This is a genomic window from Streptomyces ambofaciens ATCC 23877 (assembly GCF_001267885.1).
GTDB lineage: Bacteria > Actinomycetota > Actinomycetes > Streptomycetales > Streptomycetaceae > Streptomyces > Streptomyces ambofaciens.
Genome location: NZ_CP012382.1, coordinates 1280880 through 1293848, shown reverse-complemented (window position 1 = coordinate 1293848; position 12969 = coordinate 1280880). Strand labels below are relative to the sequence as shown.

The following is a 12969-nucleotide window of genomic DNA, read 5'->3' as shown; positions in this document are numbered from 1 at the left end:
GGGGCGCGGGCCGTCGCGGGCGGGTGGCCGCCCGGCGACCCGACTCGGGGCTCTAGAAGAACCCGAGTTTCCGAGGGCTGTAGGAACAGAGGATGTTCTTCGTCTGCTGGTAGTGCTCCAGCATCATCTTGTGGTTCTCCCGGCCGATCCCGGACTGCTTGTAGCCGCCGAAGGCGGCATGCGCCGGGTAGGCGTGATAGCAGTTCGTCCACACGCGGCCCGCCTGGATCGCGCGGCCCGCGCGGTACGCGGTGTTCATGTCGCGGGTCCACACGCCGGCGCCCAGGCCGTACAGGGTGTCGTTGGCGATGGTGACGGCGTCGTCGAAGTCGTCGAAGGACGTGACCGACACGACCGGCCCGAAGATCTCCTCCTGGAAGATCCGCATGCGGTTGTGGCCCTCGAAGATCGTCGGCTGAACGTAGTAGCCACCCTTCAACTCGCCGCCGTAATCGATGCGTTCCCCGCCCGTGAGCACCTTGGCGCCCTCCTGGCGGCCGATGTCCAGGTAGGAGAGGATCTTCTCCAGCTGGTCGTTGGACGCCTGCGCGCCGATCATCGTGTCGGTGTCCAGGGGGTGTCCCGGCTTGATCAGCTCGGTACGCGCGACGGCGGCCTCGAGGAACTCGGCGTAGTTGCCGCGCTGGACCAGCGCCCGGGACGGGCAGGTGCACACCTCGCCCTGGTTGAGCGCGAACATCGTGAAGCCCTCGAGTGCCTTGTCACGGAAGTCGTCGTCCCGCGCCCAGACGTCGTCGAAGAAGATGTTCGGTGACTTGCCTCCCAGCTCCAGCGTGACCGGCTTGATGTTCTCCGACGCGTACTGCATGATCAGCCGCCCGGTGGTGGTCTCCCCGGTGAACGCCACCTTCGCCACCCGCGGGCTGGACGCGAGCGGCTTGCCCGCCTCCACGCCGAAGCCGTTGACGACGTTGAGGACTCCGGGCGGCAGGAGGTCGGAGACCAGGCTCAGCCAGTAGTGGATGGAGGCCGGGGTCTGTTCGGCGGGCTTCAGGACCACCGCGTTGCCGGCCGCGAGGGCGGGGGCGAGCTTCCAGACCGCCATCAGGATCGGGAAGTTCCACGGGATGATCTGCGCGACGACCCCCAGCGGCTCGTGGAAGTGGTACGCCACCGTGTCGTCGTCGATCTCGCCGATCGAGCCCTCCTGGGCGCGCACCGCGCCCGCGAAGTAGCGGAAGTGGTCGATGGCGAGCGGGATGTCGGCCGCCAGTGTCTCGCGCACCGGCTTTCCGTTCTCCCAGCTCTCCGCGACCGCCAGGCTCTCCAGGTTCGCCTCCATACGAGCGGCGATCCTCAGCAGGATGTCGGAACGCTCGGTCACCGATGTGCGGCCCCAGCCGGGCGCGGCCTCGTGCGCGGCGTCGAGCGCGCGCTCCACGTCCTCCGCCGTACCGCGCGCGACCTCCGTGAACGGCCGGCCGTCCACCGGCGACGGGTTCTCGAAGTACTGCCCCCGCGCCGGCGGCACGTACTCGCCGCCGATGAAATGGTCGTAGCGCGACTGGTAGGAGACGATCGCGCCCTCGGTGCCGGGCGCCGCGTAACGGGTCATCCTGTCTGCCTCCCTCGTCGAGCGCTGCCCGCCGTTGGACAGCTCCGCCCGCGAGGCTAGGAAGCGGGACGTTGCAGGGACGTTGCGTGGCGGTGGCCGTCTCCGGCGGGCCGTCGCGGCCGGCAGGTGGTCACCACGCCCCCGGCGCCGCCAGCTCCGACTCCAGTGCGGCCAGCCGGGCCCTGGCCGCAGCCGTGGGCCGGACCGCGACCAGTGCCCGCCAGACGTCCAGGTCGTCCTCGCCCCAGGGCGCGTGCGCCCAGTCGGCCAGCAGGTCGGGATCGCGGCGGGCGACCAGTGCCGCGCGCAGGCCGTCGGCGAGGCGGCGCCGGAGCCGGGCCACCGCCGGGGCCCGGGAACCGGGCAGGAGCGGTCCGGCGTACGCCGTCGCGGCCGCCGTCACCGCACCGGCCCGCAGGCGCCGCTCGACCACGGCGGCGTCGGAGTCGACGGGCATCGTGAGCCGGTACGGCCGTGAAGCCAGCCGCCCCGGCCCCAGCAGCCCGCGCAGCCGCGCCAGTTCGGCGCGCAGCGTCACCGGCGGCACCGCCTCGTCCTCATAGAGCGCGCACAGCAACTCGTCGCCGGTGAGGCCCTCCGGATGATGGGCCAGCAGCACGACCAACTCGCTGTGCCGCCGGCTCAGCCTGACGCTGCGACCCTCCGCGCTCAGCAGGGCCTCGTCACGGCCCAGCGCGGTCAGCTGAGCCGTCCGGGCCGCCGCTGGCTCCGGGGTCAGCAGCGCCAGCTGCGACTCCGCGGCACGCGCGACCGCCTGGACGAAGCCCAGACTGTGCGGGTGCGCCAGACCGTCCCCGCCGGTGATGTCCACCGCACCGAGCACCCGCCCGGTGCGGGGGTCGTGCACCGGAGCCGCCGCACACGTCCACGGCTGGGCCCGTCGGACGAAGTGCTCGGCCGCGAAGACCTGGACCGGACGGCCGACCGCCATCGCCGTGCCCGGCGCGTTCGTCCCGACCGCGGACTCCGCCCAGCGGGCACCGGGCACGAAGTTCATCCGCCCCGCACTGCGCCGTGTGGCCGGATGGCCCTCGACCCACAGCAGTCTGCCGTGCGCGTCGCACACGGCGAGCAGATGCTCGCCGTCGGCGGCGAACGCGCCCAGGAGTTCCCGGATCAGCGGCATCACCCGCGCCAGCGGATGCTCGGCCCGGTAGGCGCCCAGGTCACCGTCCATGAGTTCCACGTTCGCGGTGCTGTCCGGGCCGACACCCGCCCTGACCGAGCGCCGCCACGACTCCGCCACCACGGGGCGTACGGGGCGCGGCACCGTCCCGGCCTCGGTGAAGGTCTCGTGCGCTCGCCGCAGCGTCCGCGCGCGCTCGACGGGGTCGGTCCCCGGCTCCAGAGCCAGCCACGAATCGGTCAACTCGGCCTCCCCGGAGAGTGGTGCGGTGGGGGACATCGTCACTCCGCGGGCAGGCGCGGACAACCGTTTCGACCGGCAGGATCACCCGGACGGGAACATCGGCCGAAGAACAGGCCATTGGTCAGGCGAAGTTGACCAGTCTGATGTAGCGGGTCCAGTCCCACAGGGGCCCCGGGTCCGTGTGATCGCTGCCCGGTACCTCATGGTGGGCGATGATGTGGGCGCGGTCCCTGGGGATGCCGTACCTGGTGCAGATCGCCGCGGTGAGCCGGGCCGACTCCTCGTACAGGGCGTTGGTGAAGTACTCGGGCCGGTCCACCCACCCCTCGTGCTCGATCCCGATGCTGCGGGTGTTGTAGTCCCAGTTTCCCGCGTGCCAGGCGACGTCCGCCTCCCGGACGCACTGGGCCACGTGCCCGTCGGAGGACCGGACGACGTAGTGCGCGGAGACCTGCTTCTCCGGGTTGCGGAAGATGGCGAGGGTGTCGGCGTACGTCTCCTGCGTGACGTGGACGACCACGTGGTCGACGGGGTAGGTGGTAGGGCGGCTCGACGGGGTGTAGTTGAAGGCGCTCGACGGCTGCCACTCGGCCAAGGGGTAGTCCACGGCGGCGGGCCGGGCGGCGGCCCGGGTACCGGAGAGCAGGGTGTACGGGACGGCGGCGAGCGCGGCGCCCTTCAGGAGCCGCCGCCTGGTCGGAACAGGTGTTGTCCTTTCCCTTTCCATGGGGTCTGCCCTTTCGTGGGATGGGTGGGGCCCGAGGCCCGGTGGGGGTGGGTGAGGGAGACGGCCGTCGCCTTGCGTGAGATGTGCCGGTGCGAATCACCGTACGGGCAGCGGGGATTGCGCAGTAGGGCGCCGCGCCGTTCCGTGGACGGGCGCCTTCTTGTGGACATCGCGCTCACTCGATCGAGTGAAGAGAGTGCGGCAAGGGATGGGGGCGGAGGGGAGTGGGGGGCGTGCGGACGAGGACGACGCGGGCCCGCCGACTCCCGTACTCGTTGAGCCGCAGCCGCAGCCGCAGCCGCAGCCGCAGCCGCAGCCGCAGCCGCAGCCGCAGCCGCAGCCGCAGCCGCAGCCGCAGCCGCAGCCGTGGAACGTCGGCGGCGGGGGCGATCGGGGTTCGGGCCGGCCGGCGAGGAGCCAACGCCTGGGGCGGGCTCAGGCCCGCTCCGCCACCACCGCCGGGTCGTCCAGGACGGCTCGCACCACCGAGTGCGCGGCGCCGAGCAGCGGACCCTGCGGGCCCAACTCCGACACGCTGACCGGACAGGCCGGGCCGGCCGTGCGCCGGGCGAGTTCGTCGCGCAGTGACGGCAGCAGCCAGGGGGCGAGCCCGGCCAGTGCCCCGCCCAGCACCACGCTCTCGGGGTCCAGCAGGTTCACCGCGCCGGTCAGCGCGATGCCGAGCGCCCTGCCCGCGTCGCTCAGGGCCCGCCGCACGGCCTCGTCGCCCTCCGTCGCACGCCCCGCGAGCAGTCCGACGCGGTCCTCGCCCGGTTCCACCCCGGCCGCGCGCAGTACCGCCTTCTCGCCGGCGTACTGCTCCAGGCACCCGCGCCCGCCGCAGGCGCACTCCGGCCCGTCGGGTCGCACCGGTACGTGGCCCAGCTCGCCGGCGAAACCTCGGGTTCCGCGCAGCAGCCGTCCGTCGACGACCACCGCGGCACCGATGCCGATCTCGGCCGACACGTGCAGGAAGTCCCGCGGGGTACCGTCACCGAGCCAGAGCTCGGCGAGTGCACCGAAGTTGGCCTCGTTGTCCACGGTCAGCGGCAGGTCCGCGGGCAGCAGGGCACCCAGGTCGGCGTCGTGCCAGTCCAGGTTCGGAGCGCGTACGACGGTCCGGGCGTCCCGTGCCACGAGACCCGGTACGGCCACCGCGAGACCAGCGGGCCACAGCCCCTCCGACTCGGCCTCCGACACGACCTGACGTACCAGACCGTCGAGCTGCTCGACCACCGGCTCCGGCGAACGGCCCCGGTTGCTGCCGTACCGCACGACCCGCGACCGCACCCGGCCGCGCAGGTCGACGGCGCAGACCGCGAGGTGGTCGACGCCGACTTCGGCACCGATGCCCGCAGGCCCCTGTGCGCTGACGCCGAGCGCCGACCCGGGCCGCCCCACCCGGCCGGGCCGCTCGGGCCCCAGCTCCTCCAGGAGTCCGGAGCGGATGAGCTCGTCCACCAGGGTCGACACGGCGGCTCGCGTGAGCCCGATGCGTGAGGCGACGGCGGCTCGGGACAGCGGGCCCTCGGCGCTGACGGTGTGCATCACCCGGGCCAGGTTGCGGCGACGCATGCCCTGCTGGGTGTCCGGCAGCGGGCGCCCGGCGCGTGCCGGACGGTCTTCGTGCGGGGGTGCGGTCATGCCTCCGTCAGTCCTTGCTCGGTCTCGGTCGGTCCTCGGTCGGTCCCCGCCACAGGCCCGCCGACGCGGGCCGGCGGTCGTCGTCGTACGCCCGCCGTCGCGGGCCGGCGACCGCCCGCGCGATCCCCGGTGCTGTCCGTCGGCCATCGCACCGTCGCCCGCGGAGCGGACTCCGTCGGCGACCGACCGCGGGCACGGCCTCCGGTAGGGCGCCCAGGTCGCGGTCCACCCCGGCGCACACCCGACGCCCCGAGTGGGCCGCGTCGCCCGGGAACGGCCCGGTGACGGGGTTCCCCGTGGGCGGCGCGCCCGCGGGAACGCGTCCTCAGCGGGTTCCCGCAGTCCGCTCCAGCAGGGGTGCCGCGTCGGAGAGTACCCCGGAGATCCTCGTCAGCGCCGCCTCGTCCCGCTCCACGGCGTCGAGCACAGGCCCGGCGGCCGTGTTCCAACGCCGGGCGACCGCCGCCGCGTCCTCACCGGTCAGCAGGCCGGCCGCCTGTGCGGCGGCGCCGAGTGCGACCAGCTCCTTCGCCTCGGGGATCTGCACGGGCCGGCCCGACAGCCGCCGTACGGTCTGCTGCCACGCGGTCCCGCGGGCGCCGCCGCCGATCAGCAGCAGGGGCTCCGAGGTGTCCGCGTCGGAGTCCAGGACGAGGTCGAGTGCCCCGAGCAACGAGTGCACCGCGCCGTCGTACGCGGCCTGGAGCAGCTGGCCGGCGGTGGTGTCGTGGCGCAGTCCGTGCAGGAGGCCGGAGGAGTGGGGCAGGTTCGGCGTGCGTTCGCCGTCCAGGTAGGGCAGCAGGGTGACGTCGGTGCCCGGTTCGACGGCTTCCCTGTCCAGGCCCAGCAGGGCCGCGACGCGGTCGACGGCGAGCGTGCAGTTGAGGGTGCACGCCAGCGGCAGCCAGTCGCCGCGTGCGTCGGCGAAGCCCGCCACGGTGCCGGTCGGGTCGGCGGGCCGGCGCCGCGACACGGCGTACACGGTGCCGGACGTGCCGAGACTCATCACGGGTGCGCCGGGACGGAGCCCGAGGCCCAGTGCCGCGGCCGCGTTGTCACCGGTGCCGGCGGCGACCAGGGTGCCCTTGGAGAACGGCAGGCCGTGACCGTCGCGCACGGTGCCGGCCACCTCGCCGGGCCGCACCATGCGGGGCAGCAACGCCGGATCGAGCCCCACGCGCGCGAGGATGTCCTCGTCGTACGACTCCGTACCGGACGCCCACCAACCGGTGCCGGACGCGTCGCCGCGGTCGGTGGTCCCCTCACCGGTGAGGCGCTCGGTGAGGTAGTCGTGGGGGAGTCGGACGGCCTTCACCGCGCGGGCCGCCTCCGGCTCGTGCTCGGCCAGCCAGGCCCACTTGGTGACCGTGAACGAGGCACTCGGCACACTGCCCGTGCGCTCCGCCCACGTCTTGGGGCCGCCCAGTTCATCGATCAGACGGCGGGCCTGCGGGGCCGAACGCACGTCGTTCCACAGCAGGGCCGGGCGCACCGGGTCTCCCTGGGCGTCCAGGGTGACGAGTCCGTGCTGCTGTCCGCCGATCGACACCGCGGCCGCTTCCCGAGCGGCGTCGCCGCACTGGGCCAGCGCTTCGCGCAACGCCTCCCACCACTGACGCGGATCACTCTCGCGGCCCGCCCCGGAGGACACGGTGTGGGGTGCCTGGCCGCTCGCGACGACCTGGCCGGTGGCCGCGTCGACGACCAGTGCCTTCGTGGACTGGGTGGACGTGTCCACGCCCACGACGAGCGGACCCTCGGCTGCTGACATCGGGCTTCTCCCTCTTCCGCGGCTCTGCGGGATCTGACTGGACGGCTCGTTCTGCGTCGGGGGACACCTTGTCCCTTCCCAGGAGCGTGTGTGCATACTAATTTGTAAAGCGCCATGACGAAATAGTCGGCAGCAAGTGATCGGCAGCGAGTGAGGAGCCGCGGAATGAACTACCAGCCCACTCCCGAGGACAGGTTCACGTTCGGTTTGTGGACGGTCGGCTGGCAGGGCCGGGACCCCTTCGGCGACGCCACCCGGCGGGCGCTGGACCCGGCGGAGTCGGTACGGCGCCTGGCCGAGCTGGGCGCGTACGGGGTCACGTTCCACGACGACGACCTGATCCCGTTCGGGTCGAGCGACACCGAGCGCGAGGAGCACGTCAAGCGGTTCCGGCAGGCGTTGGACGCGACGGGCATGAAGGTGCCGATGGCGACGACGAACCTGTTCACGCACCCGGTGTTCAAGGACGGTGCCTTCACCGCGAACGACCGCGACGTGCGCCGGTACGCGCTGCGCAAGACCATCCGCAACATCGATCTCGCGGTGGAGCTGGGCGCGAGCGTGTACGTCGCCTGGGGCGGCCGGGAGGGTGCGGAATCCGGCGCGGCCAAGGACGTGCGGGACGCGCTGGACCGGATGAAGGAGGCCTTCGACCTGCTGGGCGAGTACGTCACCGAGCAGGGCTACGACCTGAAGTTCGCGATCGAGCCCAAGCCGAACGAGCCCCGCGGCGACATCCTGCTGCCGACGGTGGGACACGCGCTGGCGTTCATCGAGCGGCTGGAGCGGCCGGAGCTCTACGGCGTGAACCCGGAGGTCGGACACGAGCAGATGGCGGGGCTGAACTTCCCGCACGGCATCGCACAGGCGCTGTGGGCGGGCAAGCTGTTCCACATCGACCTCAACGGCCAGTCCGGTATCAAGTACGACCAGGACCTCCGGTTCGGCGCGGGTGACCTGAGGGCCGCTTTCTGGCTGGTCGACCTGCTGGAGCGGGCCGGGTACGCGGGGCCGCGGCACTTCGACTTCAAGCCGCCGCGGACCGAGGACCTCGACGGCGTGTGGGCGTCGGCGGCCGGCTGCATGCGCAACTACCTCATCCTCAAGGACCGGGCGGCCGCCTTCCGTGCCGACCCGCAGGTGCAGGAGGCGCTCGCCGCGGCGCGACTGGACGAGCTGGCCCGACCGACCGCCGAGGACGGTCTCGCGGCCCTGCTGGCCGACCCGACCGCGTACGACACCTTCGACGTGGACGAGGCCGCCGCCCGCGGCATGGCCTTCGAGCACCTCGACCAGCTCGCCATGGACCACCTTCTCGGCGCTCGCTGAGCGGTCGCTCCACCCAGCGGTCGCTCCACCCGGTGATCGGTCCACCCAGTGATCGGTCCACCCAGTGGTCCGTCCACCCAGTGGTCCGTCCGCCAAACCGTCGCCCAGTGGTCAGTCCGCTGAGAGACGGCTCCGGCCCCCCTGTTCACGGGCGGGGCCGGAGCCGCTCGGTCACCCGCCCCTCCCGATGTCCGGGGCGGACGTCAGGCCGTCTCCTCGTCCGCCGCAAGTGCCGCCGCGGCCAGAGCCGTCGCCGGGTCCTGGGCCGGGCTGCCCACCGGGAGCCAACGACCCCGCTCCCTCCGGTACGGCCACCAGCGGCCGTCGCGGTCCAACCGGAGCTGATACGGCGCGCCCACGGCGGTCCACCGGTTGGCCCGTGCCCGCAGGGAGGGCCGTTCCTCCTCGCCCCAGGCGGCCCCGAGAGCGGCACGCGCGCGTGCGAACGTTTCGTCCTCCGGCGTCCACTCCTCCTCGAGTACCGACAGGGCGGCCGCGCCCCCGAGCCGCCACGCGCGGACGGCGACGGCCAGTTCCGCCGCGTCGCGTCCCGAGCCCTCCCCGAGACGGTGCAACACCTCCGGTCCGGGGTCGCCGGCGGCCAGCCGTACCGCGTCCTGCGAGGCGGTCGGCTCCGCGTACGCGGCCTGGAGGGCCTGCCCGTCGCCCAGTGCCTCGCCGCGCAAGGCCTCGGCGAGCAGCCGGTGCGCCTCCACCGCGGCCTGTGAGGCCACATGGGCCAGCGCGACCGGGTCGACACCGGCCGGTGGCACCGCCTCGGTCTCCAGGGACGGCGGTACGCCCGGCCCCTCCCGGAGAACGGGCAGCGCGGGCAGCGGAGGCAGCACGTGACCCGCCGCGTAGGCCTCGGCGGCATCCACACCCGCCGGACGTGCGGCGCTCTCCTGCGCGGGTGCCCCGCCGTGCGTCTGAAGGGCGTCGAGCACGGTGCTCTCCGCGCGGCCCCGCATCAGCAACAGCACGAAGGGGTCCTGGTCCAGCAGCCGGGCGACCTGATAGCAGAGCGCGGCGGTGTGTCCGCAGTGGTCCCAGGCGCCGCAGTCGCACTCCGGCTCCAGGTCGCCCAGGCCCGGCAGCAGGTCGATCCCCGCGGTCGCGGCGTCCTCGACGAGGTGCGGCGGCATGTCGCGGTCCAGCAGCGCCGCGACATGTCCGGATCGCTCGATCGCCAAGTCGACGAAGCGGTCCCACTGGGCGTCGGACAGCTTCTCGAGCAGGACGTCGGCCCGGTGCGCCGTACGGTCCCGGTCCGTGACGACGGCGGTGATGCGGCCCGGCCGCACGGACACCGCCCCGACGGCTCCCGCGCGCGCGAGCCGACGGCCCGTCTTCACCTGGGCCGTGTCCAACGCCGCGTCCTCCAGTGCCTTCAGCCAGGACCGGCCCCACCAGGTCTGGGCGAAGGCCCGTCCCTGTGCGGGCGGCAGCGCGGCGAACGTCCGTTCCGCGTCGTCGTCGTACCGTGTCATCGCGTACCCCCTCGCAGCTCGACCAGGTCGGCGAGTTCCGTGTCCGTCAGCTCCGTGAGCGCCGCCTCGCCCGCTCCCAGCACGGCGTCGGCCAGTTTCCGCTTGCGGTGCAGCAGGGCGGCGATGCGGTCCTCGACGGTCCCCTCGGCGACGAGCCGGTGCACCTGCACGGGGCGGGTCTGGCCGATGCGGTAGGCACGGTCGGTGGCCTGCGCCTCGACGGCCGGATTCCACCAGCGGTCGAAGTGCACGACGTGCTCCGCGCGGGTGAGGTTCAGTCCGGTGCCCGCCGCCTTCAGCGACAGCAGGAACACGGGGACCTCACCGTCCTGGAAACGCCGCACGAGCGACTCCCGTGCCGTGACGGACGTTCCGCCGTGCAGGAACAGCGACGACACGCCGCGGGCGGTTAGGTGTCGTTCGAGGAGGCGTGCCATCTGCACGTACTGCGTGAAGACCAGCACACTCGACTCCTCGGCGAGGATCGTGTCGAGCAACTCGTCCAGCAGCTCCAGTTTTCCCGAGCGGCCGGTGATCCGCGGCCGGTCCTCCTTGAGGAACTGGGCCGGGTGATTGCAGATCTGCTTGAGGCTCGTCAGCAGTTTCACGATCATGCCGCGTCGCGCCATGCTGTCGGCCCCGGCGATCTCCGCGAGTGCCTCGCGCACCACCGCCTCGTACAGACCCGTCTGCTCCGCGGTCAGCGACACCGGGTGGTCGGTCTCCGTCTTGGGCGGCAGCTCCGGTGCGATCCCCGGGTCCGACTTGCGTCGGCGCAGGAGGAACGGCCGGACCAGGCGCGCCAGCCGCTCCGCAGCCGCCGGGTCCCGGCCCCCCTCGACGGCTTGTGCGTACTGCTTGCGGAACGTACCGAGCCGCCCCAGCAGACCCGGGGTGGCCCAGTCGAGGATCGCCCACAGTTCCGAGAGGTTGTTCTCCACCGGGGTGCCGGTGAGCGCCACACGTGCGCGTGCGCCGAGGGAACGCAGCTGCCGCGCGGTCTCCGAGTACGGGTTCTTCACGTGTTGTGCCTCGTCCGCCACGACCATGCCCCACCCCACGGCGGCCAGCCGTTCGGCGTCCAGACGCATGGTGCCGTAGGTGGTGAGCACGAACGCGCCGTCCGGGAGGCCCGCCAGGTCACGTCGTGCACCGTGGAACCGGCGCACGGGCGTGCCGGGCGCGAACCGCTCGATCTCCCGCTGCCAGTTGCCCATGAGGGAGGTCGGGCAGACCACTAGGGTGGGTCCGGCGGCGGCCGGGTCGGTCTGTCGGTGCAGGTGCAGCGCGATCAGCGTGATGGTCTTGCCGAGACCCATGTCGTCGGCGAGACAGCAGCCCAGACCCAACGACGTCATGCGGACCAGCCAGTTCAGGCCCCGTCGCTGGTAGTCGCGCAGCGTGGCGTCGAGCGCCGCGGGCTGGGCCACGGCGTCCTGCCCCTCGGGATCGGCGAGCCGCTCCCGCAGGTCGGCCAGCCATCCCGTGGGGCGCACCTCGACGCGGCGTCCGTCGAACTCCGTCGAGCCCGTGAGGGCCGCGGCGAGCGCGTCGACGGGCGTGACCTTGTGCTCCTGGCGGCTACGGGCGCGGAGCGCCTCCTCCGGGGCGACGAGGACCCACTGGTCGCGCAGGCGCACCAGAGGGCGGTTGGCCTCCGCGAGCAGCTCCAGCTCCTCGCGGGTGAGCCGTTGGCCGCCCAGGGCGAACGACCAGTCGAAGGCGAGCAGCGCGTCGGCGGACAGGAACGACGGGCCGGCGTCGGACGAGGCCGTGCGCGGTGCCGACGCGTCCTCGGGCGGCCCGATCTCCGCCTGGGTGGTCAGGTCACGAGCCAGGTCCCTCGGCCAGTGCACGTCGACCCCCGCGCCGGCGAGCGCCCGGGTCCCGGTCCCGAGGAGCTCCGTGACCTCCTCGTCGGCGAGTTCGACCGCGTCCGGCACGGCGGCCGACAGCAGCGGCGTGAGCGCGGGCCAGGCCCGGGCGGCACGGCGCAGCGCGAGCAGGGCGTCCAGCCGCGCGCGGGTGCCGAACGCGGCGCCCACGGTCCCGGCCCACACCTCGGCGGTGTCCGCGACGAGCGCCGGATCGCTCACGCTGTGCACCTGGGGCACGGCCCGGAACGTCGGCCGAGCCCCCTGGGGCGCCGAGGCCGACAGCCCCCGCACCTCGACACGCAGTGACAGGCGTACGCCCGCGTCGTGTCCCGCGGCGACGTCGGCGGCCCACTCGCGCAGTTCGGGCATCCGCCGGGGCTCCCGCGAGGCGTAGGCGGGGCCGGCCGTCACCAGCTCGGCGGCGGGGGAGCGGGGCACGGTGTCGGCGACGGCGTCCAGGAAGGCGCGCACCAGCGTCTCCGGGTCCAGAAGCCGCAGGGGTTCGACGCCGTCGATCGGTACCGCGTGCGCCTCGGGCGGCATGGCGGCCGCCAGATGCCGGATCCGCTCGGCGTCGTCGCCGCGCAGCGGGCCCGTGCGCCAGGCCTCGTGATCGGTCGCGGACAGACCGGGCAGCAGGAGCCCGCGCGCCACGAGGTGGAGTGCCTCCACGGCGACCGCGCCCCAGAACTCCGTCGCCCGATGGCCGTCCGCGCGGACACGCGCGCGCGTGAGGACCGGCAGGGCCGACCGCACCGGCAGCAGGACCGCCGACACGCTCACCGGACGCACACCGTCACCGTCGGGCAGCACGACCGTCAGCCGTTCCGTGGGCAGATCCGGAGCGACGGCCGGGGGATCCTCGGTGTCGGGAAGCCAGAAGGCGACGCTGCCGGTGCGGGCGGGGTCACCGGGCAGGAAGACGGCACAGCAGTGGGCGAGTGCGGAGAACGCGGAGGGTGCAACCGGGGGAGCGGTCCGTGCAGCGATGATGTATTCCTCAAATTTGACTAGTCGGAGGCGCGATCGCAGAGCATACATGCTTTCCATGGCTGTGGGATGCGCCTCGGGTGTGGCCTGGGACACTTTCGAGGAGGAGAGTGGCTGCTCCGGACGACATCTCGGACGACGTGCCCGGGTGAGGGCCCCGAGGCCACCCCGTCAC

9 protein-coding genes are annotated in these 12969 nt (G+C 73.3%); 1 reads left to right on the top strand and 8 read right to left on the bottom strand.

The annotated features are described in order from the left end of the window. Positions 1-52 precede the first annotated feature (52 nt). The 6 genes from exaC to xylB all read right to left on the bottom strand — a co-directional run bounded on the left by exaC (position 53) and on the right by xylB (position 7108). Positions 53-1576 carry an acetaldehyde dehydrogenase ExaC gene (exaC, locus tag SAM23877_RS05740; protein ID WP_053127537.1) on the bottom strand — a complete coding sequence of 508 codons (1524 nt, stop codon included), beginning with the start codon at positions 1574-1576 and terminating at the stop codon, positions 53-55. A 130-nt stretch (positions 1577-1706) separates the two neighbouring features. Next, positions 1707-2966: a GAF domain-containing protein gene (locus SAM23877_RS05735; RefSeq protein ID WP_053142194.1), complete on the bottom strand. Its 1260-nt coding sequence runs from the start codon at positions 2964-2966 to the stop codon at positions 1707-1709. Positions 2967-3087: 121 nt separating this feature from the next. After that, positions 3088-3693, bottom strand: coding sequence for an N-acetylmuramoyl-L-alanine amidase (locus SAM23877_RS05730; protein ID WP_053127535.1), 606 nt, complete (start codon positions 3691-3693; stop codon positions 3088-3090). 175 nt (positions 3694-3868) lie between these two features. Beyond that, positions 3869-4114: a hypothetical protein gene (locus SAM23877_RS39625; protein ID WP_053127533.1), complete on the bottom strand. Its 246-nt coding sequence runs from the start codon at positions 4112-4114 to the stop codon at positions 3869-3871. 14 nt (positions 4115-4128) lie between these two features. Beyond that, on the bottom strand, positions 4129-5337 hold the full coding sequence (locus SAM23877_RS05720) for an ROK family transcriptional regulator (protein ID WP_053127531.1): 1209 nt from the start codon (positions 5335-5337) through the stop codon (positions 4129-4131). A 325-nt stretch (positions 5338-5662) separates the two neighbouring features. After that, positions 5663-7108, bottom strand: a complete 1446-nt coding sequence (gene xylB, locus SAM23877_RS05715) for a xylulokinase (protein ID WP_053127529.1) — start codon at positions 7106-7108, stop codon at positions 5663-5665. A gap of 165 nt (positions 7109-7273) precedes the next feature. Between xylB and xylA the strand changes: the two genes are divergently transcribed. Continuing rightward, positions 7274-8437 (top strand): xylose isomerase, encoded by a 1164-nt coding sequence (gene xylA / locus SAM23877_RS05710; RefSeq protein ID WP_053127527.1) that lies wholly within the window; start codon positions 7274-7276, stop codon positions 8435-8437. Positions 8438-8640: 203 nt separating this feature from the next. Here xylA and SAM23877_RS05705 read toward each other — a convergent pair whose 3' ends face one another. Further along, complete coding sequence (locus SAM23877_RS05705) at positions 8641-9927, bottom strand: SWIM zinc finger family protein (protein ID WP_053127525.1); 1287 nt, start codon at positions 9925-9927, stop codon at positions 8641-8643. Next, positions 9924-12845, bottom strand: a complete 2922-nt coding sequence (locus SAM23877_RS05700) for a DEAD/DEAH box helicase (protein ID WP_079030040.1) — start codon at positions 12843-12845, stop codon at positions 9924-9926. Before SAM23877_RS05700 ends, SAM23877_RS05705 begins: the two co-directional genes overlap by 4 nt. Between the last annotated feature and the right edge of the window lie 124 nt (positions 12846-12969).

What these genes read in the sequence shown, in the direction of transcription:
- exaC (WP_053127537.1), bottom strand. Translation starts at nt 1,576, where the DNA reads ATGACCCGTTACGCGGCGCCCGGCACCGAGGGCGCGATCGTCTCCTAC.
- SAM23877_RS05730 (WP_053127535.1), bottom strand. Translation starts at nt 3,693, where the DNA reads ATGGAAAGGGAAAGGACAACACCTGTTCCGACCAGGCGGCGGCTCCTG.
- SAM23877_RS05720 (WP_053127531.1), bottom strand. Translation starts at nt 5,337, where the DNA reads ATGACCGCACCCCCGCACGAAGACCGTCCGGCACGCGCCGGGCGCCCG.
- xylB (WP_053127529.1), bottom strand. Translation starts at nt 7,108, where the DNA reads ATGTCAGCAGCCGAGGGTCCGCTCGTCGTGGGCGTGGACACGTCCACC.
- xylA (WP_053127527.1), top strand. Translation starts at nt 7,274, where the DNA reads ATGAACTACCAGCCCACTCCCGAGGACAGGTTCACGTTCGGTTTGTGG.
- SAM23877_RS05705 (WP_053127525.1), bottom strand. Translation starts at nt 9,927, where the DNA reads ATGACACGGTACGACGACGACGCGGAACGGACGTTCGCCGCGCTGCCG.
- SAM23877_RS05700 (WP_079030040.1), bottom strand. Translation starts at nt 12,845, where the DNA reads ATGTATGCTCTGCGATCGCGCCTCCGACTAGTCAAATTTGAGGAATAC.